Source organism: Mesorhizobium sp. LNJC394B00, assembly GCF_000502555.1.
Taxonomy (GTDB): Bacteria; Pseudomonadota; Alphaproteobacteria; order Rhizobiales; family Rhizobiaceae; genus Mesorhizobium.
Window position 1 is genome coordinate 1,669,269 of record NZ_AYWH01000002.1, and the last position, 19,850, is coordinate 1,689,118.

General features: G+C 63.5%; 17 protein-coding genes. 10 read left to right on the top strand and 7 right to left on the bottom strand.

All coding sequences use genetic code 11. The features are described 5' to 3' along the window. Positions 1-44: 44 nt before the first annotated feature. A complete protein-coding gene (gene cbiB, locus X751_RS151770; protein WP_023741615.1) occupies positions 45-1,022 on the bottom strand; it encodes an adenosylcobinamide-phosphate synthase CbiB in 978 nt (325 codons plus the stop codon). Here cbiB and cobD point away from each other — a divergent pair. From cobD to X751_RS151755, 3 genes are all read left to right on the top strand, one after another. Further along, positions 1,021-2,076, top strand: coding sequence for a threonine-phosphate decarboxylase CobD (gene cobD / locus X751_RS151765; RefSeq protein WP_023744683.1), 1,056 nt, complete (start codon positions 1,021-1,023; stop codon positions 2,074-2,076). The two genes, cbiB and cobD, sit on opposite strands and share 2 nt — an antisense overlap. Next, positions 2,073-2,582 (top strand): tyrosine phosphatase family protein, encoded by a 510-nt coding sequence (locus X751_RS151760; RefSeq protein ID WP_023744684.1) that lies wholly within the window; start codon positions 2,073-2,075, stop codon positions 2,580-2,582. Before cobD ends, X751_RS151760 begins: the two co-directional genes overlap by 4 nt. Positions 2,583-2,986: 404 nt before the next feature. After that, complete coding sequence (locus X751_RS151755; RefSeq protein WP_155923536.1) at positions 2,987-4,048, top strand: hypothetical protein; 1,062 nt, start codon at positions 2,987-2,989, stop codon at positions 4,046-4,048. Between the two features lie 117 nt (positions 4,049-4,165). Here the strand turns inward: X751_RS151755 and X751_RS151750 are convergent, their stop codons facing one another. Both X751_RS151750 and X751_RS151745 read right to left on the bottom strand, forming a co-directional pair. Continuing rightward, positions 4,166-4,969: a creatininase family protein gene (locus tag X751_RS151750; protein ID WP_023744686.1), complete on the bottom strand. Its 804-nt coding sequence runs from the start codon at positions 4,967-4,969 to the stop codon at positions 4,166-4,168. 53 nt (positions 4,970-5,022) lie between these two features. Continuing rightward, a complete protein-coding gene (locus tag X751_RS151745) occupies positions 5,023-5,406 on the bottom strand; it encodes a RidA family protein (RefSeq protein ID WP_023670775.1) in 384 nt (127 codons plus the stop codon). Positions 5,407-5,661: 255 nt separating this feature from the next. On the opposite strand from X751_RS151745, the gene X751_RS151740 reads away from it, so the two are divergent. The 7 genes from X751_RS151740 to X751_RS151710 all read left to right on the top strand — a co-directional run bounded on the left by X751_RS151740 (position 5,662) and on the right by X751_RS151710 (position 12,683). Continuing rightward, entirely contained in the window at positions 5,662-6,666 is a 1,005-nt protein-coding gene (locus X751_RS151740; protein ID WP_023670774.1) for an ABC transporter substrate-binding protein, read from the top strand. Positions 6,667-6,668: 2 nt separating this feature from the next. Then, positions 6,669-7,493, top strand: a complete 825-nt coding sequence (locus X751_RS151735) for an ABC transporter ATP-binding protein (protein ID WP_023685233.1) — start codon at positions 6,669-6,671, stop codon at positions 7,491-7,493. Then, positions 7,480-8,331, top strand: a complete 852-nt coding sequence (locus tag X751_RS151730) for an ABC transporter permease (protein WP_023670772.1) — start codon at positions 7,480-7,482, stop codon at positions 8,329-8,331. Before X751_RS151735 ends, X751_RS151730 begins: the two co-directional genes overlap by 14 nt. A 198-nt stretch (positions 8,332-8,529) precedes the next feature. Then, positions 8,530-9,831, top strand: a complete 1,302-nt coding sequence (locus X751_RS151725; RefSeq protein WP_023744687.1) for a cytosine deaminase — start codon at positions 8,530-8,532, stop codon at positions 9,829-9,831. Beyond that, entirely contained in the window at positions 9,831-11,234 is a 1,404-nt protein-coding gene (locus X751_RS151720; RefSeq protein WP_031247077.1) for an FAD-binding oxidoreductase, read from the top strand. The genes X751_RS151725 and X751_RS151720 overlap by 1 nt, the downstream gene beginning before the upstream one ends. 286 nt (positions 11,235-11,520) lie before the next feature. Continuing rightward, positions 11,521-12,102: an NAD(P)H-dependent oxidoreductase gene (locus tag X751_RS151715; RefSeq protein ID WP_023700354.1), complete on the top strand. Its 582-nt coding sequence runs from the start codon at positions 11,521-11,523 to the stop codon at positions 12,100-12,102. Next, on the top strand, positions 12,102-12,683 hold the full coding sequence (locus tag X751_RS151710; protein ID WP_023690990.1) for an NAD(P)H-dependent oxidoreductase: 582 nt from the start codon (positions 12,102-12,104) through the stop codon (positions 12,681-12,683). The genes X751_RS151715 and X751_RS151710 overlap by 1 nt, the downstream gene beginning before the upstream one ends. 170 nt (positions 12,684-12,853) lie before the next feature. Here X751_RS151710 and X751_RS151705 read toward each other — a convergent pair whose 3' ends face one another. From X751_RS151705 to X751_RS151690, 4 genes are read right to left on the bottom strand one after another with little or no spacing between them, the layout of a single operon-like run. Further along, entirely contained in the window at positions 12,854-15,301 is a 2,448-nt protein-coding gene (locus X751_RS151705; RefSeq protein ID WP_023744689.1) for an FAD-dependent oxidoreductase, read from the bottom strand. Further along, positions 15,298-16,479, bottom strand: coding sequence for a pyridoxal phosphate-dependent aminotransferase (locus X751_RS151700; RefSeq protein ID WP_023744690.1), 1,182 nt, complete (start codon positions 16,477-16,479; stop codon positions 15,298-15,300). The genes X751_RS151705 and X751_RS151700 overlap by 4 nt, the downstream gene beginning before the upstream one ends. Continuing rightward, the gene (locus X751_RS151695) at positions 16,479-17,378 is read right to left on the bottom strand and encodes a homocysteine S-methyltransferase family protein (RefSeq protein ID WP_023744691.1); all 900 of its coding nucleotides are present in this window, start codon (positions 17,376-17,378) and stop codon (positions 16,479-16,481) included. Before X751_RS151695 ends, X751_RS151700 begins: the two co-directional genes overlap by 1 nt. Continuing rightward, positions 17,375-19,828, bottom strand: coding sequence for an FAD-dependent oxidoreductase (locus tag X751_RS151690; RefSeq protein ID WP_023744692.1), 2,454 nt, complete (start codon positions 19,826-19,828; stop codon positions 17,375-17,377). Before X751_RS151690 ends, X751_RS151695 begins: the two co-directional genes overlap by 4 nt. Between the last annotated feature and the right edge of the window lie 22 nt (positions 19,829-19,850).

Genomic DNA, 19,850 nt, shown 5'->3' on the forward strand with positions numbered 1-19,850 from the left:
CCTCCCCACAAGGGGGAGGGTAAAGGAAGGGCGACGGTAAGCTCTCAGAACGTCACCGCGATAAGCACCGCCGACAGCAACCCGAACAGCCCAATCAGCAGATAGTCCGCCACCTGGTACAATTTCAGCGCCTGCCTGATGTCCTGGCTTTCCGCCGCGCGCCTACCGCCTTCGCCCATATAGGCGTCCTCGACGATGACGCCGCCATAGCTGCGCGGGCCGGCGAGCGCCAGGCCGAGTGCGCCGGCCATTGCTGCTTCCGGCCAACCGGCATTGGGTGAGCGGTGCTTTTTGGCGTCGCGCCGCATTGCTTGCCAAGCGTTGCGGGGATCGGCGCCGTCAACGAGAAAGGCGGCGGCAACGATCAGCAACGCGGTCAGCCGGGACGCCGGCAGGTTGATCCAGTCGTCGAAGAGTGCCGCCGCGCGGCCGAAGGCCTCGTGGTGCGGGGTGCGGTGGCCGATCATCGAATCGGCGGTGTTGGCGGCCTTGTAGGCGACGCCGCCGGCCAGACCGCAGACACCTGTCCAGAAGGCGGGCGCAACGATGCCGTCGGAGAAATTCTCGGCCAGGCTTTCGATGGCGGCGCGGCTGACGCCGGCATGGTCGAGCTTCTCTGGATCGCGGCCGACGATGCGCGCAACCGCAATGCGGCCGAGCGCCAGCCCGCCGGTATCCAGCGAATCGGCCACCGCCTCGACATGTTCGGTAAGGCTCTTTTGCGACAGCAGCGACGAGGCCAGGATTGCCGTGATGATCATGCCGGCAGGAAAGAGCTGCCAGAGCAGGATTTGCACGATGAAGGCGATTGCCGCCGGCACCAGCACGATCACCAGCAGCGCCTGCGCGCCGCGGCGGCGACGCAGCGCGTCGGAATCAGTGTCGCGGTTGAGCCTGAGGTCGAGAAAGGCTATCAGCCTGCCGAACCAGGTGACGGGATGGCCGACGGCACGGAACAGCCAGTCCGGGTAACCCAGGATGCGTTCGATGGCCAGCGACAGGAAAGCGATCAGGATCGACATGAAGCTTTCTGATGGAGCGATTACTGTGGTGGATCACGGTGGATCCCTTGGCCGGGCGAGGGCGCTCTTCCCTCACGCGCCACAACCTTTCGTCGATCTCTCGACAGGTATCAATCCGCACTCCTACCCGCTTTTCGAGCTGCCCGCCACCGCCCTGTCACGATTGCCGGAGGCCGCGCGCCTGCGTGAGCTGGCCAGAGTCGCGGCCGGCGCCTATGGCGCGCCTTCGGCCGAGAATGTGGTGGTCGCCCCGGGCACGCAGATCCTGCTGCCGCGCGTCGCCTCGCTGGTCAGCCCCGGCAAGGCGCTCGTGCTCGGGCCGACCTATGCCGAGCATGCCAGGGCCGCCGCGATTGCCGGCCATGCGGTGGCGGAGGTCGACGATTTCGAGGCGCTTGCCGGAGCCGAAATTGCCATCGTCGTCAATCCCAACAATCCCGACGGGCGAGTCGTGTCGCGGGAAAGGCTGCTTCGGCTTGCCGAGACATTGCGCGCCATACGCGGTCTGCTGGTCGTCGACGAAGCCTTCATGGATGTCGGCCCGCACGCGGAAAGCCTGGCCGGCGATGTCGGGCGGGGCGGCATCGTCGTGCTGCGCTCGTTTGGCAAGTTCTTCGGTCTCGCCGGCCTGCGGCTCGGCTTCGCACTTTCCGATGCAGCGACGGTCGAAAGGCTTGAAACGCAATTCGGCCCTTGGGCGGTCGCCGGCCCAGCGCTCGAATACGGCATCCGCGCGCTTGCCGACAGCGGCTGGCAGGCCGACATGCGGCGGCGGCTGGCGCAGGATGCGGCGCGGCTCGATGCGCTGCTTTCGCGCTTTGGCGTTGCTGTCGCCGGCGGCACGACGCTGTTTCGCTATCTCCGGCTTGCCGATGCACCGGGGCTGTTTTCGACGCTCGGTGAGCGCGGCATATTGCTCAGGCATTTTTCCGAGCGTCCTCAGGTGCTCCGCGCGGGGCTGCCTGGAAGTCAGGAGGAATGGCAGCGGCTCGAATCGGCGCTTGCCGACTGGCACGCACGGCGCGACGATAGCGCCAGGGAGATTGCGCCATGATCCATGTCTGTTCGCTGGCAAAGCTCGAGGAGACTGTGGCCAGAAGCCGCGCCGAGCGCGTGCTGTCGCTGCTTGCCGCCGGCACCGAGGTGACGCGCCCGGCCTCGATATCGAGGGAAAACCATCTGCACCTGGTGATGCACGACATTGCGGTGGCGCAGGACGGCATGACCATGCCGGGCGAGGAGCATGTGCGCAATCTGCTCGATTTTGCGCGCCGCTGGGACCGCGCGAAGCCGATGGTCGTGCATTGCTATGCCGGCATCAGCCGCTCGACGGCGTCGGCCTACATCATAGCCGCGGCACTGGCGCCCAAGCGCGACGAGGCGGAACTGGCTCGGACTTTGCGAAAGCTTTCGCTGTCGGCAACGCCCAATCCACGATTGATTGCCGTCGCCGATGCGCTGCTGGGGCGCGAGGGCCGGATGATTGAAGCGATCGAGGCGATCGGTCGCGGCGCCGATGCTTTTGAGGGCACGCCTTTCGTTTTGAAGATCGACGGCTAACTAGCTTGGCCAATGGCGAGATCGGTTGGGCCGATGCCTTTCCCGCCCAAAACTAGGTCAAGCTGCCTGGCTGTGAATGCTTGAATCGGCCTTGCAATCAGCGCCGCCAAACTCAATGTTCAGTCTTAAATCTTGTGCCGTTGGATCAACTCATGCCATTTTTAGAAGGAATGAGCACCAGTGAAACTACGGATAGCCCCCAACAAACGCCTTACTGTTCACGCCAACCTTTGTGCGCATAGTTATAAGTTCGTATCCGCTGCTGACGACGTAGGCTTGTAAAAATTCGAGGGAAAATCCACTACGTCGTATATATTTAAATCTGCAATATGATACGTATTGCTTGCGGTATCAAAACAAAACTAGATAGCCGCCGGAAATTCGATTGTTCGGGGGGATTGAAAATGAGCATGACGAGTACATTGCGATTAGCAGCTTGTGCGGGTATTGTTACTGGATCGGCGATGCTGGCGACCTCTGCAGCGGGGAAGCAGCCCGCATGTCCTGCGCCAGACGCCAACGGACGTGTGACGTTCGGCGACGGCTCCATCTTGATGAAGACTGGGCTTGAGGTGAATCCTGACGGGGCTGCTGCGTCCTATACTCCAGGTGATCACGGCTACACCTACATCAACAATGGCGTAAATCTGCATATCCACGGCAAGAAGCTGGGCTGTTCCGCTCAGGGCAACCAGTCATTATGCCATACCGAATGGACCAAAGCAGAGGCAGGCAACTTCGGTCCGGGCACGGCGGAGTTTTGTGTGTATGCGATGGAGGTCGAACCGCCTGCCGGTGGCACAAAAACGGCGTGTGAGCTGCCAAGAAAAGGCCGGTACTTCGTGGGCAACGGGAAAGGGCGACCGAAGGCCGGGGAGCAGGTGCCGACAGCCTCGGGAGATATGGTGGCGTCGTATCTATCAATGACTCACTTGACGCATACAGTGCATGGCCAAGTTGCTTATATAGATTCTGCAGCCATACCCGGCCTTGTCACCCCGCAGTCCAATCTCGTTGGTGCACTGGCGTGGGTGCGCTATGGGGATCATGAAGTCTTCGCGATCGTCAATGATAGCGGACCTGCTTTTGGCGAAGGCTCAGTGGCGCTTCATCAGCAATTGCGAAATGGGCAAGTAGGATCGATCCAACCCATTGGGCCTATACCCATCGACCTGCGCTGCTCGTCGGTGGAGACCGGCCTCAAGCCGCCCTTCGTCTCGAGACCGGACGGAGGAGCTAATGATCTTTGCAAAGCCGGACACAAGGCAAAGACCTCCTCCGACATTCGCGCCTACCAAGGCATCGGCAGCGGTGTCACCTCGATCATTTTGGCATCCATTAAGCCACCTATGTCAGGCACAACTGTGACCGAAGAGGTGACGCTAGAACGGCTACGTGAATGGGTCACCAAAGCCGGATTTACCCCCGAAAAATTGCATCAAATGGCGACATGTCTGGCGCATTGACTTTCCTAGATGACTTCTCCGTCCGCCTTCAGGAGGTGGAGAAGCACTCTTGCAATCATTATTTGTTTTGACACAATTTCAGACGGAAAACCGCCACGCACTTTTCCCGAAATTGCTCTACGCCAGCCACTCGGCCAATTTCGCCTTGCGCACATCCCTCAGCAGGGTGATGAACCCTTCGGCCTGATGCTCTGCCGTCAGCCGGCCTTTTTCGGCCGTTGCAATCGAGGCATCGCCGACGACGCCATTGGGGTTGAGGTCGCTGGCGATCCAGGCGAAGGCGTGCGTGCCTGTGTGGCGCAGCAGCGCAAATTCGGTTTCGGCGCGGGCGACCTTGGAGGCGAAATTGTCGGCCTTGGCCATGTCGACTAACTCCGGGCGAAAATGCAGCATCAACGAGGTCTCGACGTCGCCGCCATGGATGCCATGGCGGTCTTCCAGCTCGGTGTACATGCCGGCGGGGCGGCCGAAGCGCTGCCAGCTGGTCTTCACCGCCAGCATCCTCTCACGCACGCGCAGCTCGCGCGTGACGATGCCCATGATCTCTTCATTGCCGCCATGCGAGTTGACGACGATCAGTTTCCTTACGCCTGCGCGGGCAACGGACAGGCCAAGCTCGGTCCAGGCATCGACCAGGGTGGCCGCCGGCAGGGTGAGCGTGCCCGGCGCCTGCAGATGCTCGTTCGACTTGCCGACCGTTTGGACCGGCAGGATGCGGATGTCGAGATCGCCGGGCAGGCGGGCGATGACCGTCTCCAGCATGCCGTTCATGATCGAGGTATCGGTTGATACAGGCAGATGCGGGCCGTGCTGCTCAATCGCCGCCACCGGCAGCACGGCAACCGTCGCCTCCGGATCGATCGCGGCGTATTCGGTGGTCCGGTAGTCGCCCCACCAAACGCGTCTGTTTGCAACGGTCATGTGATGCCTCTTGACTGTGAGGGAGACCTAGCGCGCCAAACGTCGCCTGTCGATCACCCAGCCGCAATCGCCTCGACCTCGACCTTGAACTCCGGCCGCGCAAAGCCTGACACGATCATCAGCGTCGAGGCGGGCGCGGGGCTGGCAAACAAGCGGTCGCGGACGTCCATATAGGGCCGCAGAAAGGCGCGGTCGGTGACGTAGGCGTTTATGCGCACGATGTCGCCTAGCCCCAGCCCGGCTTCAGCCAGAATCGCCGCTATGTTTTGAAAGCAGAGCTCGGCCTGCGCGCCGGCATCCTCGGGGATCTGGTCGTCCGCCGTGATGGCGACCTGACCGGAGCACAGAACCAGCCGCTTGCCTGGCGGCACCTCGACGCCGTGGCTATAGCGGGCGAAAGGCGGCTTGATCGACTTCGGCGCGAGGTATCTGAACATGGCAATCTCCTGTCTGCGAGACCAGCCTAAGACGTGACCGATAGTACGTTCAAGATGTGGTGCATGGCACAAGGGCGATTGTGGACAGGCGTCCAAAAAATAGGCACGATGCCTCCCGCACAGCATGACCCGTCCGGTGTTGGCAGTGACTGCCGCGCAAGCAGGCGGCCCGGGCGGTGGCATGTGTCTTGCTTCTTGGATCAATGGTGTCGAGCCCGGCGCGTGACGCTCCGGAGCCAACAAAGGGTGGTGTCGATGTACGGAAAACAGAAGATTTCAGCGCTTGCGGTCGCGCTGCTTGGAGCCGGCACGTTCGGCGCGGCAGCAAACGAGAAGGTCACCTTCGGCACCAACTGGCTGGCCGAGCCCGAGCATGGCGGCTACTACCAGGCCGTCGCCGACGGCACCTACGCTGCATGTGGCCTCGACGTGACGATTTCGCAGGGAGGTCCGCAGGTCAGCGGGCGGCCGCTGCTGCTGGCCGGCAAGCTCGATTTCTACATGGGCGGCAATCTGCTGTCGGCCTTCGACGCCGTCCAGCAGGGCATCCCGATGCGCGTCGTCGCCGCCGATTTCCAGAAGGACCCTCAAGTCATCATGTCCCACCCGGGGCAGGGGCTGGACAAGTGGGAGGATTTGAAGAACGCCGACCAGTACATTCTCGGCGACGAGGGCGTCCAGACCTTCTTCCAGTGGATGGTCATCGAACTCGGTTTCGATGCCGCCAAGCGCGTGCCCTACACCTACAACACCGCTCCATTCCTGGCCAACAAGAAGTCGATCCAGCAGGGTTACGTCACCTCGGAGCCTTTTGCGGTCAAGAAGGAAGGCGGCTTCGTGCCCAACCAGTTCCTGCTCGCCGACTATGGCTGGGACACCTATTCGACGACGATCGAGGTGATGCAGGACACGATCGACAAGCGGCCGGAGGTGGTCCAGTGCTTCGTCGATGGCTCGGCCAAGGGCTGGTACAACTACCTCTACGGCGACAACAAGGCCGCCAACGAGATGATCAAGAAAGACAACCCCGACATGAGCGACGAGCAGATTGCCTTCTCGATCGAGCAGATGAAGAAGTTCGGCCTGGCCGATTCCGGCGACACCGAAAAGCTCGGCATCGGCGCCATGAACGAAGACCGGATCAAGAGCTTCTATGACAAGATGGTCAAGGCCAAGGTCACGCCCGAGGGCATCGATATCAAGAAGGCCTACACGCTGGCCTTCATCAACAAAGGTGTCGGGATCGAGCTGAAGAAGTAGTCGTGAAGCTGGAAAAGATGGCGCAGGCGCCCATGACGGCATCGGGTGAAGGCCCGATGCTGCTGACGCTGCGCCATGTCGGCAAGGTGTTTTCCAATGGCGTGACTGCATTGAGCGACGTCGATCTCGCCATCCGCGAGGGCGATTTTGTCAGCCTTCTCGGGCCGTCCGGCTGCGGCAAGTCAACGGCGTTGAGGCTGATCGCGGGCCTGTCGACGCCGACATCCGGTCAGCTCGACTGGGGCGGTTCGATCGACCGCGCCAATATCGGCTTCGTCTTCCAAGAACCGACGCTGCTGCCCTGGGCCAATGTATTCGACAATGTCTGGCTGCCGCTCAGGCTGAAAGGCGTGTCGCGCGCCAAGGCGGCGCCGGCGGTGACGGAGATGCTGGAGCGGGTGCACCTGACCGGCTTCGAGAACGCCGTGCCGCGCGAGCTTTCCGGCGGGATGAAGATGCGCGTCTCGATCGCACGCGCGATGGTGACGAAGCCGCGCATTCTGCTGATGGACGAGCCGTTCGCCGCACTCGACGAGATCACCCGCTTCAAGCTCAACAACGACCTTCTGGAGCTGTGGCAGGACGAGCGCTTCACCGTCGTCTTCGTCACCCACAGCGTCTTCGAAAGCGTGTTCCTGTCCAACCGCGTCGTCGTCATGGCGGCGCGGCCGGGCCGCGTCCATGCCGAGCTTGCCATCGACGCCTCCTATCCGCGAGACGAGGTTTTCCGCACTTCGCCCGACTATGCCGCGCTCTGCCGCCAGGCCTCGGACATCCTGGTCAACGCCATCAACACATCAGCCGGACCGCACCATGACGGCCATTGACCAGAATGCCGCAACGCTCGACGCGGAAGAGGCGGGCCGCGTACGCCAGGAGCGGCTGGAGCGGATCGGCCGGTGGGTCTTGCCTTTGGCGATCATGATCCTGGCGATCTGGCTGTGGGACCGCATTTGCGTGTGGAACGCGATCCCGCAATATATCCTGCCGCGCCCCGGCGTGGTGCTGTGGACGCTCTATAGCGATGCGGGGCTCCTGTTCTCCGCGCTGCTGGTCACGTTGCGCATAACCTTTCTCAGCCTGCTGCTCGCGGTCGTCGGCGGCGTCGGACTGGCGGTGCTGTTTGCGCAATCGAAATGGGTGGAGATGTCGTTCTTTCCCTTCGCCATCGTGCTGCAGGTAACACCGATCGTGGCGGTCTTCCCGCTCATCAACATCTATGTGGACAACCAGACGGTGAAGCTTTTGCTTTGCGCCTGGATCGTTGCGTTCTTCCCGATCCTGTCCAACACCACGCTCGGCCTCAATTCGGTCGACCGCAATCTGCGCGACATGTTCAAGCTCAACGGCGCGACGCGCTGGCAGCAATTGCGCTATCTCAGACTGCCGGCGGCCATGCCGTATTTTCTAGGAGGCTTGAAGATCGCCGGCGGTCTGTCGCTGATCGGCGCCGTGGTGGCCGAGTTCGTCGCCGGCGCGCAGGGACAATCCTCAGGGCTCGCCTCGCGCATCATCGAGGCCGGCTACCGGCTCAACGCGCCAAGGCTTTTCGCGGCGCTGATCCTGATCTCGCTCACCGGCATATTGATCTTCCTGGTGCTGTCGCTGGTGTCGCATCTCATCCTGCGCCGCTGGCACGAGAGCGCGCTGAAGCAGGAGCGGTAGGGGGTTGGGTGACGTGATTGAGATGCTGGCGCGAAACACCCCCCTCTGGCCTGCCGGCCATCTCCCCCTCAAGGGGGGAGATTGGACGTCATCCGGGATTTCGCCAATTATCGACGTTGGAAGACGGGTGCTGTCGGAAAAGCTGCCAATCTCCCCCCTTGAGGGGGAGATGCCCGGCAGGGCAGAGGGGGGCGGTCCTTGATACCGACCTCTGGCTCGTACCATCTCACCAACGTCCGCCTTCACCGGTCGCTGACATCAGGTCTTGCCACCACTTACGACGCCGACGGTTTCGCGCTGGCCGACATTGCCGTTGCCGATGGCAAGATCTCGGCCATCGCCGCGCACTACAAATCAAAGGCGCCGACCGATGCCGTCGATCTCGCCGGCCGCATCATCCTGCCGTGCTTCGTCGACTGCCACACCCATATCGACAAGGGCCAGATCTGGCCGCGCAAACCCAATCCCGACGGCAGTTTCATGGGCGCGCTCAATGCCACCGGCGCCGACCGTGCAGCGCGCTGGAGCGCCGAGGACGTGGCGCGGCGCATGGATTTCTCTTTGCGCTCGGCCTACGCGCACGGCACCAAGGCCTTGCGCACTCATCTCGACAGCGTGCCGCCACAGGAGGAAATCTCCTGGCCGGTGTTCGAGGCGATGCGGGAGAAATGGCGCGGCCGCATCGAGCTGCAGGCGGCCTGCCTGCTCGGCATCGAAGGCGTGCGCGACAGAAAGTGGTTCGAGAGGCTGGCCAAGCGTGTGGCTGCGGCCAAGGGCGTGCTCGGCGTCGTCACCTATATGGTGCCGGATCTCGAAGAGCTTCTCGACAAGGTGTTCGCCGAGGCGAACAAGCACGGGCTCGATCTCGATTTCCACGCCGACGAGACCGACGACATCGCGGCGATCTCGCTGAAGAAGATTGCCGAGGCTGCACTCTGGAACGGTTTTGAGGGCAACATGCTGGTGGGACATTGCTGCTCGCTGGCGCGCCAGCCGGATCTCGACGTGCTCGACACGCTGGACAAGGTCGCCAAGGCCAAGCTTGCCGTGGTGTCGCTGCCGATGTGCAATCTCTATCTGCAGGACCGGCGCGCCGACCAGACCACGCCACGCTGGCGCGGCGTGACCTTGCTGCACGAGATGAAGGCGAGGGGCATTGCGGTCGCGGTCGCCTCCGACAACACCCGCGATCCTTTCTATGCCTATGGCGATCTCGACATGCTGGAGGTCTACCGCATGGCGACGCGCATCCTGCATTTCGACCATCCGGTCGGCGACTGGCCGCAGACGGTGGCGGCGACGCCGGCCAAGGTGATGCGGCTCGACGGTGTCGGGACACTGGCAGCCGGTGGCAGCGCCGATTTCATCGTCTTCAAAGGGCGGAGCTGGACGGAATTGCTGTCGCGGCCCGAATCGGATCGCATCGTCGTGCGCAACGGCCGAGCGATCGACAGGCAATTGCCCGACTATGCCGAGCTCGACGAACTGATGGTGGAATGATGGATGTTTCGGCGCTCAAACGCGATCTCGACGGGATAAAGCTCGACGACAATCCGGCCATCGTCCAGCAGAAGAGCCGCGACTTCTACTGGTACAGCCCGGTGCTGAAGCAGCAGCTCGACCACGTCACCGGCGACCTGATCGTGACGCCCAGGAACGAGGCCGAACTGATCCGCGTGCTTGCCGCTTGCCACCGTCATGGCGTTCCGGTGACGCCGCGCGGCAGCGGCACCGGCAATTACGGCCAGGCGATGCCGCTGTCGGGCGGCGTGGTTTTGAACCTCGCCGAGATGAACGAGATCAAGGCCATAGCGCCGGGCCGCGTCGTCACCGGGCCGGGCGCGATCCTCGCCGACATCGACAGAGCGACGCGCGCGCATTCCGGGCAGGAACTGCGGCTGTCGCCGTCGACCTACAACACCGCCTCGATCGGCGGCTTCATCGCCGGCGGCTCGGGCGGCGTTGGCTCGATCAATTTCGGCGGTCTGCGTGATTTCGGCAATGTGCTGCGCCTGCGCGTCGTCACTATGGAGGCGGAGCCGAAGGCGCTCGAACTCGCCGGCGAGGACCTGCACAAGGTCACCCACGCCTATGGCACCAACGGCATCATCACCGAGGTCGAGATGCCGCTGACTGCAGCCTATGAATGGATCGACGTGATCGTCGGCTTCGACGCTTTCATGCCGGCAGCCCGCTACGGCAACGCGCTGGCACGCCAGGACGGCATCCTGACCAAGCTGATCACGCCGATCGCCGCGCCCGTGCCGCAGCTCTATTTCAAGCGCCACCAGAAGTTCTTCCGGGACGGGCAAAGCATCTGCGTCGTCATGGTTGCCCGGCATGGGCTAGACGCGTTCCTCGCCTTCACCCGCCGCGCCGGCGGCGAAGTCATCTTCAATGCGGCGACGGCAACGGACGAAGAGAAAAAGGGCCTGCCGCCGGGCTTCGAACTGGCGTGGAACCACACCACGCTCAGGGCACTGCGGGTCGATCCCGCGATCACCTATCTGCAATCGCTCTATCCGTTTCCCAACCAGCTGGCGCTGGTGGAGAAGATGGACGCGATGTTTCCGAACGAGGTCTTTTCGCATCTCGAATTCGTGCGCCTCGACGGCAACATCACCTGCTTCGGCCTGCCGCTGGTGAAATTCACCACCGAGGCGCGGCTCAACGAAATCATCCGGCTGCATGAGGAGAACGGCTGCCCGATCTTCAACCCGCACCGCTACACGCTGGAAGAGGGCGGCATGAAGCAGACGGATGAAATCCAGCTCGCCTTCAAGCGCGAGACCGATCCGCAAGGCCTGCTCAATCCCGGCAAGATGATCGCCTGGGAAAATCCGGATTACGACTATCGCTCGGGCCGGACTTTTTTGTTCAAGGGTTTGCAGAAAGCAGAATGAGCAGAGGTTTGAGCTTGAGCACCCCCCTCTGTCCTGCCGGCACAGGCCCTACGCTGCCGCTTCGGGCGTTCGTCGTTTGGAAAGCCAAGCAATTGGCTTCCCATCGGCTTCGCCGACCACTTCTCACCCCCCGCAAGGGGGGAGATTGGCAGCCTGAACGCCGCGGCCAATCTGACACGCTGACAATTAGTGAAAGCGATGCGGCAGTCCGATCTCCCCCCTTGCGGGGGAGATGCCCGGCAGGGCAGAGGGGGGTGCCTCGCGCCCACCTCGCAAGCATTTCCCCATGAAAGTCCTCGTCCTCTACGCACACCCGGTGGAGACCAGCTTCAATGCAGGCCTGCACCGCACGATCGTCGAGCGGCTGACGGCCGCCGGCCATGAGGTCGACGATTGCGATCTCTATGCAGAGGATTTCGACCCCAGGCTGACGCGCGGGGAGAGGCTGGATTATCATAACCAACGCAGCCCTGCGGACCCGGCCGCGCCCTATGTCGAGCGGCTGCTCAAGGCCGAGGCGCTGGTGCTGTCATATCCCGTCTGGAACTACGGCTTCCCGGCCATCCTGAAAGGCTTTTTCGACCGCGTGTTTCTGCCCGGCGTGTCGTTCAAATTGGTCGACGGCAAGGCGCAGCCTTCGCTCCACAACATCCGCAAGCTGACCGCCGTCACCACCTATGGCGGCAGCCGCTTCCGCGCCATGCTGATGGGCGATCCGCCACGCAGATTGGTCAAGCGGATGCTGCGCGCGACGATCAGGCCCGGCGCCTCGGTGTCCTACCTCGCTCATTATTCGATGAACCTGTCGACCGACGAGACGCGGGCAGCCTTCATGGCCAAGGTCGCGGCCGGGATGGATGAATTCTGATGCGCGTGCTGGTGGTCTATTGCCATCCGGTGCCCGAAAGCTTTTGCGCCGCCATCAGAGATGCCGCAGTCGATGTGCTGAAGGCACGCGGCTGGGAGGTGCGGCTGCTCGACCTCTATGCGGAGAAATTCGATCCGGTGATGGGCTGCGAAGAGCGACGCGCCTACAATGAGCGGGCGCCGGAGGATCCGGCCCTAAAACCGCATTTCGAGCATCTCGCCTGGGCTGAGGCGATCCTGTTCATCTATCCGACCTGGTGGTACGGGCTGCCGGCCATGCTGAAGGGCTGGCTCGACCGGGTCTGGGCGACCGATGTCGCCTTCAAGCTGGGCAAGGGGCGCATCACGTCGCTGATGACACATGTCACCAGGGTCGGCGTCATCACCACCTGCGGCGCGCCGACCTGGTGGAGCGTCGTCGTCGGCCAGCCCGGCCGCAAGACCTTGCTGCGCGGTATGCGCGCGCTGTGCGCCCGCCGCTGCCGGACGTTTTTCCTGGCGCACTACCTGATGGACGCCTCGACGCCAAGGACGAGGGCGGCGTTTCTGGTGAAAGTGCGGGCGAAGCTGGAGCGGTTTTGAGCTTCTTCACCCTCGCCCTTGTGGGGAGGGTCGCGCAGCAAATGCCGCAAGGCGGCATTTGCGAAGCGGGGTGGGGGGTCTCGTAGGGCGCACCCCCACCCCGGCTCGCAATCGCCGCTTCGCTCCGACTGCGAGCCGACCCTCCCGACAAGGGGGAGGGTAAAAAGGTGCTACATCCTCGTCCGTTCCGCCTTGGGATCGTACATCGGCTTCAGCGATGCTTCCGCCGCAAAACGCTCGCCGGCGATCTCGATCTCGTAGGACGAGGCCAGCACATCCGCCTCGCTCTCGCCCTGGCAGGGCACATAGCCCAGTCCGATCGCGCCGCCGAGATGGTGGCCGTAATTCCCCGATGTGATCGGGCCGACGATCTTGCCGTCGCGCAGGATCGCCTCGTTGTGGAAGAGCAGGGGTTCAGGGTCTTTCAAACGGAACTGCACCAGCCGGCGCGACAGGCCGGCTTCTTTTCTCTTCAGCACCGCATCGCGGCCGATGAACTCGCCCTTGGCGGTTTTGACCGCAAAGCCGAGGCCGGCCTCCAGCACATTGTCCTCGTCGGTGATGTCGTGGCCGAAATGCCGAAACGCCTTTTCGAGGCGACAGGAATCCAGCGTGTGCAGGCCGCAAAGTTTCAGGCCGACATCGCCGCCGGCCTCGTCGATCGCCTCGAAGACATGAGCCGCCTGGTCGGTCGAGACATAAAGTTCCCAGCCGAGTTCGCCGACATAGGTGACGCGGTGGGCACGGGCGAGGCCCATGCCGATCTCGATCTCCTGGAAGGTGCCGAATGGATTGTTGTCGTTGGAGAAATCGTTGGGGCTGACTTTCTGGATCAGCTTTCGCGCATCCGGACCCATCAGGCAGAGCACGGCCTCAGCTGCCGTGACATCGGTGATGACTACGAATTCATCCCCGACATGCCGGCGCAGCCAGGCGAGGTCGCGTTGCAGCGTCGCGCCCGGCACGACGAGGAAGTAGGCGGTCTCAGATAGCCGCGACACCGTGAGGTCGCTTTCGATACCGCCGCGCTGGTTGAGCATCTGGGTGTAGACGATCTTGCCCGGCGCCACGTCCATATCGTTGGCGCACAGCCTTTGCAGGAAGGCACAGGCGTCGCGGCCTTCGACACGGATCTTGCCGAACGAGGTCATGTCGAACAGGCCGACCTTGTTGCGGACCGCCAGGTGCTCCTCGCGCTGGTTGTCGAACCAGTTCTGCCGCTTCCAGGAATAGCGGTATTCGCGCTCCTGCCCCTCTCGCGCAAACCAGTTGGCGCGCTCCCAGCCGGCGACTTCGCCGAACACGGCGCCGCGCGCCTTCAGGTGTTCGTGCAGGGGCGAGCGCCTGACATTTCTGGACGTTGCCATCTGCCGGTAGGGGAAGTGATCCGCATAGAGCAGGCCGAGTGTTTCGGAGACACGCTCCTTGAGATACCTACGGTTCTTCTGGAATGGCTGGGCGCGGCGGATGTCGACTTCCCAGAGGTCGAAGGGCGCTTCGCCGTCATTGATCCACTGCGCCAGCGCCATGCCGGCGCCGCCGGACGAGACGATGCCGATGGAATTGTAGCCGGTCGCCATCCAGTAGCCCGACAGCTCCGGCGCTTCGCCGAGATAGTAGCGGTCGTCGGGGGTAAAGCTTTCGGGGCCGTTGAAGAAGGTGTGAATGCCGGCGGTTGCCAGCATCGGCATGCGATTGACGCCCATTTCGAGGATCGGCTCGAAATGCTCCATGTCCTCCGGCAACTGGTCGAAGCAGAAATCCTCGCTTATGCCGTCCATGCCCCAGGGCTTGGCCACCGGCTCGAAGGCGCCGAGCATCATCTTGCCGGCGTCTTCCTTGTAGTAGGCGCATTCATCGGGAACGCGCAGCACCGGTAGACGACCGAGCCCGGGGATCGGCTCGGTGACGAGATAAAAATGTTCGCAGGCATGCAGCGGGATGGTGACGCCGTTCTGGGCGCCGAGCTCGCGCGCCCACATGCCGGCGCAGTTGACGACGATGTCGGCCTCGATCGTGCCCTGGTCGTCGCCTTGCGCCCACGACACGCCGGTGACGCGACCGGCCTTGGTATGGACCTTGGTGACCTTCACATTTTCGACGATGGCGGCGCCACGCTGGCGGGCGCCCTTGGCCAGCGCCATGGCGATGTTGGCCGGATCGCACTGGCCGTCGAGCGGCAGATGCACGGCGCCGACCACATCGGACACGTTGAGATGCGGGTACATCTCCTTGACTTCACCAGGCGAAATCTCGCGCACATCGACATCGAAGGCGCGGGCGAGCGAGGCCTGACGGTAAATCTCGTGCTTGCGCTCCTCGGTCAGCGCCACGGTGATCGAGCCGACCTGGCGCATGCCGGTGCCGACTTCCGTTTCGGCTTCCAGCTTGACGTAGAGGTCGGCCGAATATTTCGCCAGCCGCGTCATGTTCTGCGAGCCGCGCAGCTGGCCGATCAGGCCGGCGGCGTGCCAGGTCGTACCCGAGGTCAGCTGCTTGCGTTCGAGCAGCACGATGTCGGTCCAGCCGAGCTTGGCCAGGTGGTAGGCGACCGAACAGCCGGAGACACCGCCGCCGATAATAACCGCGCGGGCCTTGGTGGGAATGCTTCTGGTCATGCGGCCTCGCGGCGATAGCCGGATGCGAAGTGGCGCAGGCGTTTTGCGGCTTCCTGAAGCACCGGCTCCGGTTGGCAGAGGCTGATGCGGATGTGGCCGGCAGCGGCCTTGCCGAAGCTGGAACCCGGCATTACGCCGACACTCTCCTGGTCGAGAAAGGCCCAGGCGAATTTCTCGTCGTCGGGCTCGACGGCGGAGATGTCGAGCATGACATACATGCCGCCCTCCGAGCCGTGCACGCTGATATTGTTCATGCCGCGCACGGCGTCGAGCAGGACGGTGCGGCGCGCCGCATAGCGCTCGGCGATCTCCTTGACGCCATAGCGGTTCTCCAGCGCCTCGGCGCAGGCGATCGAGATGAAGGCCGGCAGGCCGTAGGTCGTCACCAGATTGAGATTGGTCAACAGCGTGATCATCTGCGCCGGGCCGGTCAGCCAGCCCATGCGCCAGCCGGTCATGCCATGGCTCTTGGACATCGAATTGATGACCAGCGTGCGCTCCGCCATGCCGGGCAGGCCGCGCGGCGAGATGTGCTCGCCGCCGCCGAGCGTCCAGTAGACCTCGTCCGACAGCAGCCAGAGATCGTGCTCGCGGCAGATCTCGGCCAGCTCTTCCAGACGCTCACGCGAATAGACGGCGCCGGTCGGGTTGTTCGGCGTGTTGATCAAAATGGCGCGCGTGTTGGGCTTGAGCGCAGCGCGGATCATCTCGGCGTGCGGCTGGAAACCGTCTTCGGCCGGCGTCTCGACGACGGTGAAGCTGGCGCCGGCGGCGCTGAACGTGTTGGGATAAGTCGCGTAGTAGGGCGCCACCACGATGGCGTGGTCGCCCTGGTCGAGAACGGCCTGCACGGCAGCGTAAAGGGCGGCCTGGCCGCCCGGCGTGGCGATGACTTGGTCAGGCGCCGTCTCGACCCCGGTGCAAGCGGTCGAGGCCGCCGCCATCGCCCTGCGCAGGCGCGGAACGCCGGGAAGCGGGGTGTAGTGGTGGTTGCTGCCGCGAACCGCCGTCACGCAGGCTTCGATGGTCTGGCTCGGCGTATCGAAATCATGGTCGCCGACCGACAGCATGATGATGTCCTGGCCCGCCTCCTTGCGGGCCCATGCCTCGGTGTGGACCTCCCAGCCATCCTTGCCCGAAGGCACGATGCCGGAAATGCGCGATGATGGTCTGGGCATCAGGATACTCCCGAGATTTCGTGGCCGGCCTGTTCGAGCCGGTCGCGCAAGGCGGCGATGTGGGCAGGGCCGACTTCGCAGCAGCCGCCGACGATGGTGGCGCCAGCGGCGACCCAGCCGAGCGCCTGGTCGGCATAGGCATCCGGATCAAGGTCGTGGCGTGCGTGCAGCACTTCCACCGTTCCACCATGCTTGAGCGCTTCGACAGAGGTGAAGCCATTGGCATAGGCGCCGACCGGGCCGCCGAGAGCAATCAATTCGGGCAGTGCCGCGGCGATAGCTTCTGGCCGGCAGCAATTCACCAGGCGCGCTGCAACCGTCAGGCCGTCGAGGGCGTCCGCCGCTGCCGCTATTGTTTCGCCGCTGCGCAGCCGCGGCGCGCCGTGATCGGCGAGCGTCCAAGACACCCAGACAGGTTTGCCGCTTTCCGACGCAGCGGTGACGGCCGCACGGCCTTCCTCGGCTGAGGCCATGGTCTCGCACAGGAACAGGTCGACGCCATCGGCCTGCTCGGCGACGATGCGGCGATAGATTTCCAGCGTCTCCTCGAACGATATGGTCAGCGCCGGCGCATAGCTGCCGAACAGCGGTGACAGGCAGCCGGCGATCGCTGCATCGCCTGCCTCCTCGCGTGCCTGTCTTGCCAATTCGATGCCGCGCTTCTGCAAGGGCCTGAAGAGGTCTTCTGCTCCTTCCCGCGCGAGCCGCTCCGGCGTCGCCGAATAGGTGTTGATGGTGATGACGCGAGCGCCGGCCCGGATGAATTCGGCATGCAGGCCACGCACCAGATCCGGCTCGTCGATCAGCACCCTGGCCGACCAGAGCGGCGTCGGCTCGGAGCTGCTGCGGCGGACCAGTTCCTGGCCCATGCCGCCATCGGTGAGAATGACTTTCTTCATGCTCTCAATCTTTCGTTTTTCGGATCCCACAGCGGCTCGTCTTTCTGCACGACCGCCTTGAAACGATCGCCAAAAATTTCAATCTCGATCGCGGTATTGGGTTCAGCCAGGTCGGCGCGCAGCATGCCGAGCGCGATCGATTTGTCGATGCGATGCCCCCAGCCGCCGGACGTCGTCTCGCCGACGATCTTGCCGTCATGCCAGAGCGTCGACACCGACGGCGCGTCGCAATCGCCGGGGTTTTCGACCACCAGCGTGACGAAGCGCTTCTTTACGCCTTGCTGCTTTTCGTTCTGCAGGGCTGCCTTGCCGCGGAAGTCGGGCTTGTCCCATTTTACGAAGCGCTCGAGCCCGCCCTGCAGGACCGTATAGTCGGTCGACAGGTCGCCCTTCCAGGTCCGGTAGCCCTTTTCGAGGCGCAGCGAATCCAGCGCATACATGCCGAACGGTTTCAGACCGTGTTTTTGTCCCGCCGTCCAGACGGCGTCGAAGATGGCGGCGGTGTCTCCCACCTTGGTGTGGATTTCCCAGCCGAGTTCGCCGGCGAAGGATACCCGCACCAGCTTCGCCCAGCGGCCGGCGATGGTGGTTTCCTGATGCGTCAGCCAGGGCAGCGAGAGATCCGCGCCACAGACCTCGGCCAGGATCTTGCGCGAATTGGGGCCGGCGAGGATTTGCGTCGAATAGTCTTCGGTCCTGTCGGTGAGGGTGAAAGCTGCGTCCTTCGGCAGGCGCGACTTCAGCCATTCGAAATCGTGCCACTGCGCTACCGCCGCGGTGATCAGGGTCATCTGCTCTTCGCCATGGCGCACCACCGACATCTCGGTGACGATGCGGCCCTTGTCGTCGGCGAAATAGGCGAGGCCGATGCGGCCGGGCTTGGGCACCAGGCCGGTGACCTGCAGCGCCAGCCATTCGGCTGCGCCAGGACCTTCGAGGTTGAAGCGCGAGAAGCCGGGCAGGTCCAGAATGCCGGCGGCGTCGCGCACCGCCAGGCATTCTTCGCGCACGCGGTGCTGCCACGGCCCGTCGCGGCGGAAGGTGAGTGTTGCTTCTTCCGACGTGTCGTCACCGGGTTGCGCATACCAGGTGGCACGCTCCCAGCCATTATAGGCGTCGAACTGGGCGCCGAGCGCCTTGATGCGATCGTGGATCGGCGACAGCTTGCGGTCGCGCCCGGCCGGCCAGGCATGGCGCGGAAACTGGATGGCGTATTCGTTGCCGTAGATCTCCATACCCTTGGCGACGCTATAGTCGGGGGCGGCCGCAAATGAGGTGAAGCGGCGCGGGTCGCAGGACCACATGTCCCATTCGGTCTGGCCTTGCGTCACCCATTCGGCCAGCACCTTGCCGGCACCGCCGCCCTGGGCGATGCCGAAGGTGAAGACACAGGCCTCGAACGCGTTGGGAACGCCGGGCATCGGACCGATCAGCGGATTGCCGTCCGGCGCGTAAGGGATCGGCCCGTTGATCACCTTGGACAGGCCGGCAGTGCCCAGGATCGGCACGCGGGCTACGGCATCGGCAAGGTAGTGCTCGAGACGGTCGAGATCGTCGGGGAAGAGCTGGAAGGAAAAGTCCTCCGGCATCGGGTCGTTGTGGGTTGCCCAATGCGCGCGGCAATTGCGCTCATAGGGACCGAGATTCATGCCGTTCTTTTCCTGGCGCAGATAGTAGGATGTGTCGACGTCGCGCAGCAGCGGCAGTTTCTTGCCCTGCTCCTTCGACCAGGCCACCAGTTCGGGGATTTCCTCGAACAAGATGTACTGATGGCTCATCACCATCATCGGGACGTCGCGGCCGAACATTTTGCCGACTTCCGCGGCTCGGTAGCCGGCGGCGTTGACGACGATCTCGCAACGGATCTCGCCTTGCGGCGTCCCGACAACCCATTCGTCGTTCTCGCGGCGCACACCTGACACCGGACAGAAGCGGACGATCCTGGCGCCCATGTCGCGCGCACCCTTGGCCAGTGCCTGCGTCAGCTGCGCGGGGTCGATGTCGCCGTCGTTTGGATCGTAGAGCGCACCTTTGAGGTCATGCGTCTCGATGAAGGGATAGCGGCGCTTGATCTCGTCGGGGCCGACGATGTCGATGTCCATGCCCTGGTAGCGGCCCATGCCCTTGGCGCGCTGGAACTCCTGCATGCGCTCCTTGGTGTGGGCGAGGCGGAGCGAGCCGGTAACGTGGTAGTTCATGGGATAGTCGACGGCATCAGCCAAGCCGCGATAGAGCTCGGTCGAATAGCGCTGCATGTTCATCAGCGACCAGGACGACGAGAAGGTCGGCACATTGCCGGCGGCATGCCAGGTCGAGCCCGATGTCAGCTCGTTCTTTTCAAGCAGCACGCAGTCGGTCCAACCCGCCTTGCACAGATGGTAGAGCGAGGAGGTGCCGACGACACCGCCTCCGATGATCACCACGCGTGCCGTGGTCGGCAAACCGGCCATATTCTTCTCCCAAACCTGAAGC

Coding starts and splice junctions, on each gene's coding strand:
- cobD (WP_023744683.1), top strand. CDS start 1,021: ATGAAGCTTTCTGATGGAGCGATTACTGTGGTGGATCACGGTGGATCC.
- cbiB (WP_023741615.1), bottom strand. CDS start 1,022: ATGTCGATCCTGATCGCTTTCCTGTCGCTGGCCATCGAACGCATCCTG.
- X751_RS151760 (WP_023744684.1), top strand. CDS start 2,073: ATGATCCATGTCTGTTCGCTGGCAAAGCTCGAGGAGACTGTGGCCAGA.
- X751_RS151755 (WP_155923536.1), top strand. CDS start 2,987: ATGAGCATGACGAGTACATTGCGATTAGCAGCTTGTGCGGGTATTGTT.
- X751_RS151750 (WP_023744686.1), bottom strand. CDS start 4,969: ATGACCGTTGCAAACAGACGCGTTTGGTGGGGCGACTACCGGACCACC.
- X751_RS151745 (WP_023670775.1), bottom strand. CDS start 5,406: ATGTTCAGATACCTCGCGCCGAAGTCGATCAAGCCGCCTTTCGCCCGC.
- X751_RS151740 (WP_023670774.1), top strand. CDS start 5,662: ATGTACGGAAAACAGAAGATTTCAGCGCTTGCGGTCGCGCTGCTTGGA.
- X751_RS151730 (WP_023670772.1), top strand. CDS start 7,480: ATGACGGCCATTGACCAGAATGCCGCAACGCTCGACGCGGAAGAGGCG.
- X751_RS151720 (WP_031247077.1), top strand. CDS start 9,831: ATGGATGTTTCGGCGCTCAAACGCGATCTCGACGGGATAAAGCTCGAC.
- X751_RS151715 (WP_023700354.1), top strand. CDS start 11,521: ATGAAAGTCCTCGTCCTCTACGCACACCCGGTGGAGACCAGCTTCAAT.
- X751_RS151710 (WP_023690990.1), top strand. CDS start 12,102: ATGCGCGTGCTGGTGGTCTATTGCCATCCGGTGCCCGAAAGCTTTTGC.
- X751_RS151705 (WP_023744689.1), bottom strand. CDS start 15,301: ATGACCAGAAGCATTCCCACCAAGGCCCGCGCGGTTATTATCGGCGGC.
- X751_RS151700 (WP_023744690.1), bottom strand. CDS start 16,479: ATGCCCAGACCATCATCGCGCATTTCCGGCATCGTGCCTTCGGGCAAG.
- X751_RS151695 (WP_023744691.1), bottom strand. CDS start 17,378: ATGAAGAAAGTCATTCTCACCGATGGCGGCATGGGCCAGGAACTGGTC.
- X751_RS151690 (WP_023744692.1), bottom strand. CDS start 19,828: ATGGCCGGTTTGCCGACCACGGCACGCGTGGTGATCATCGGAGGCGGT.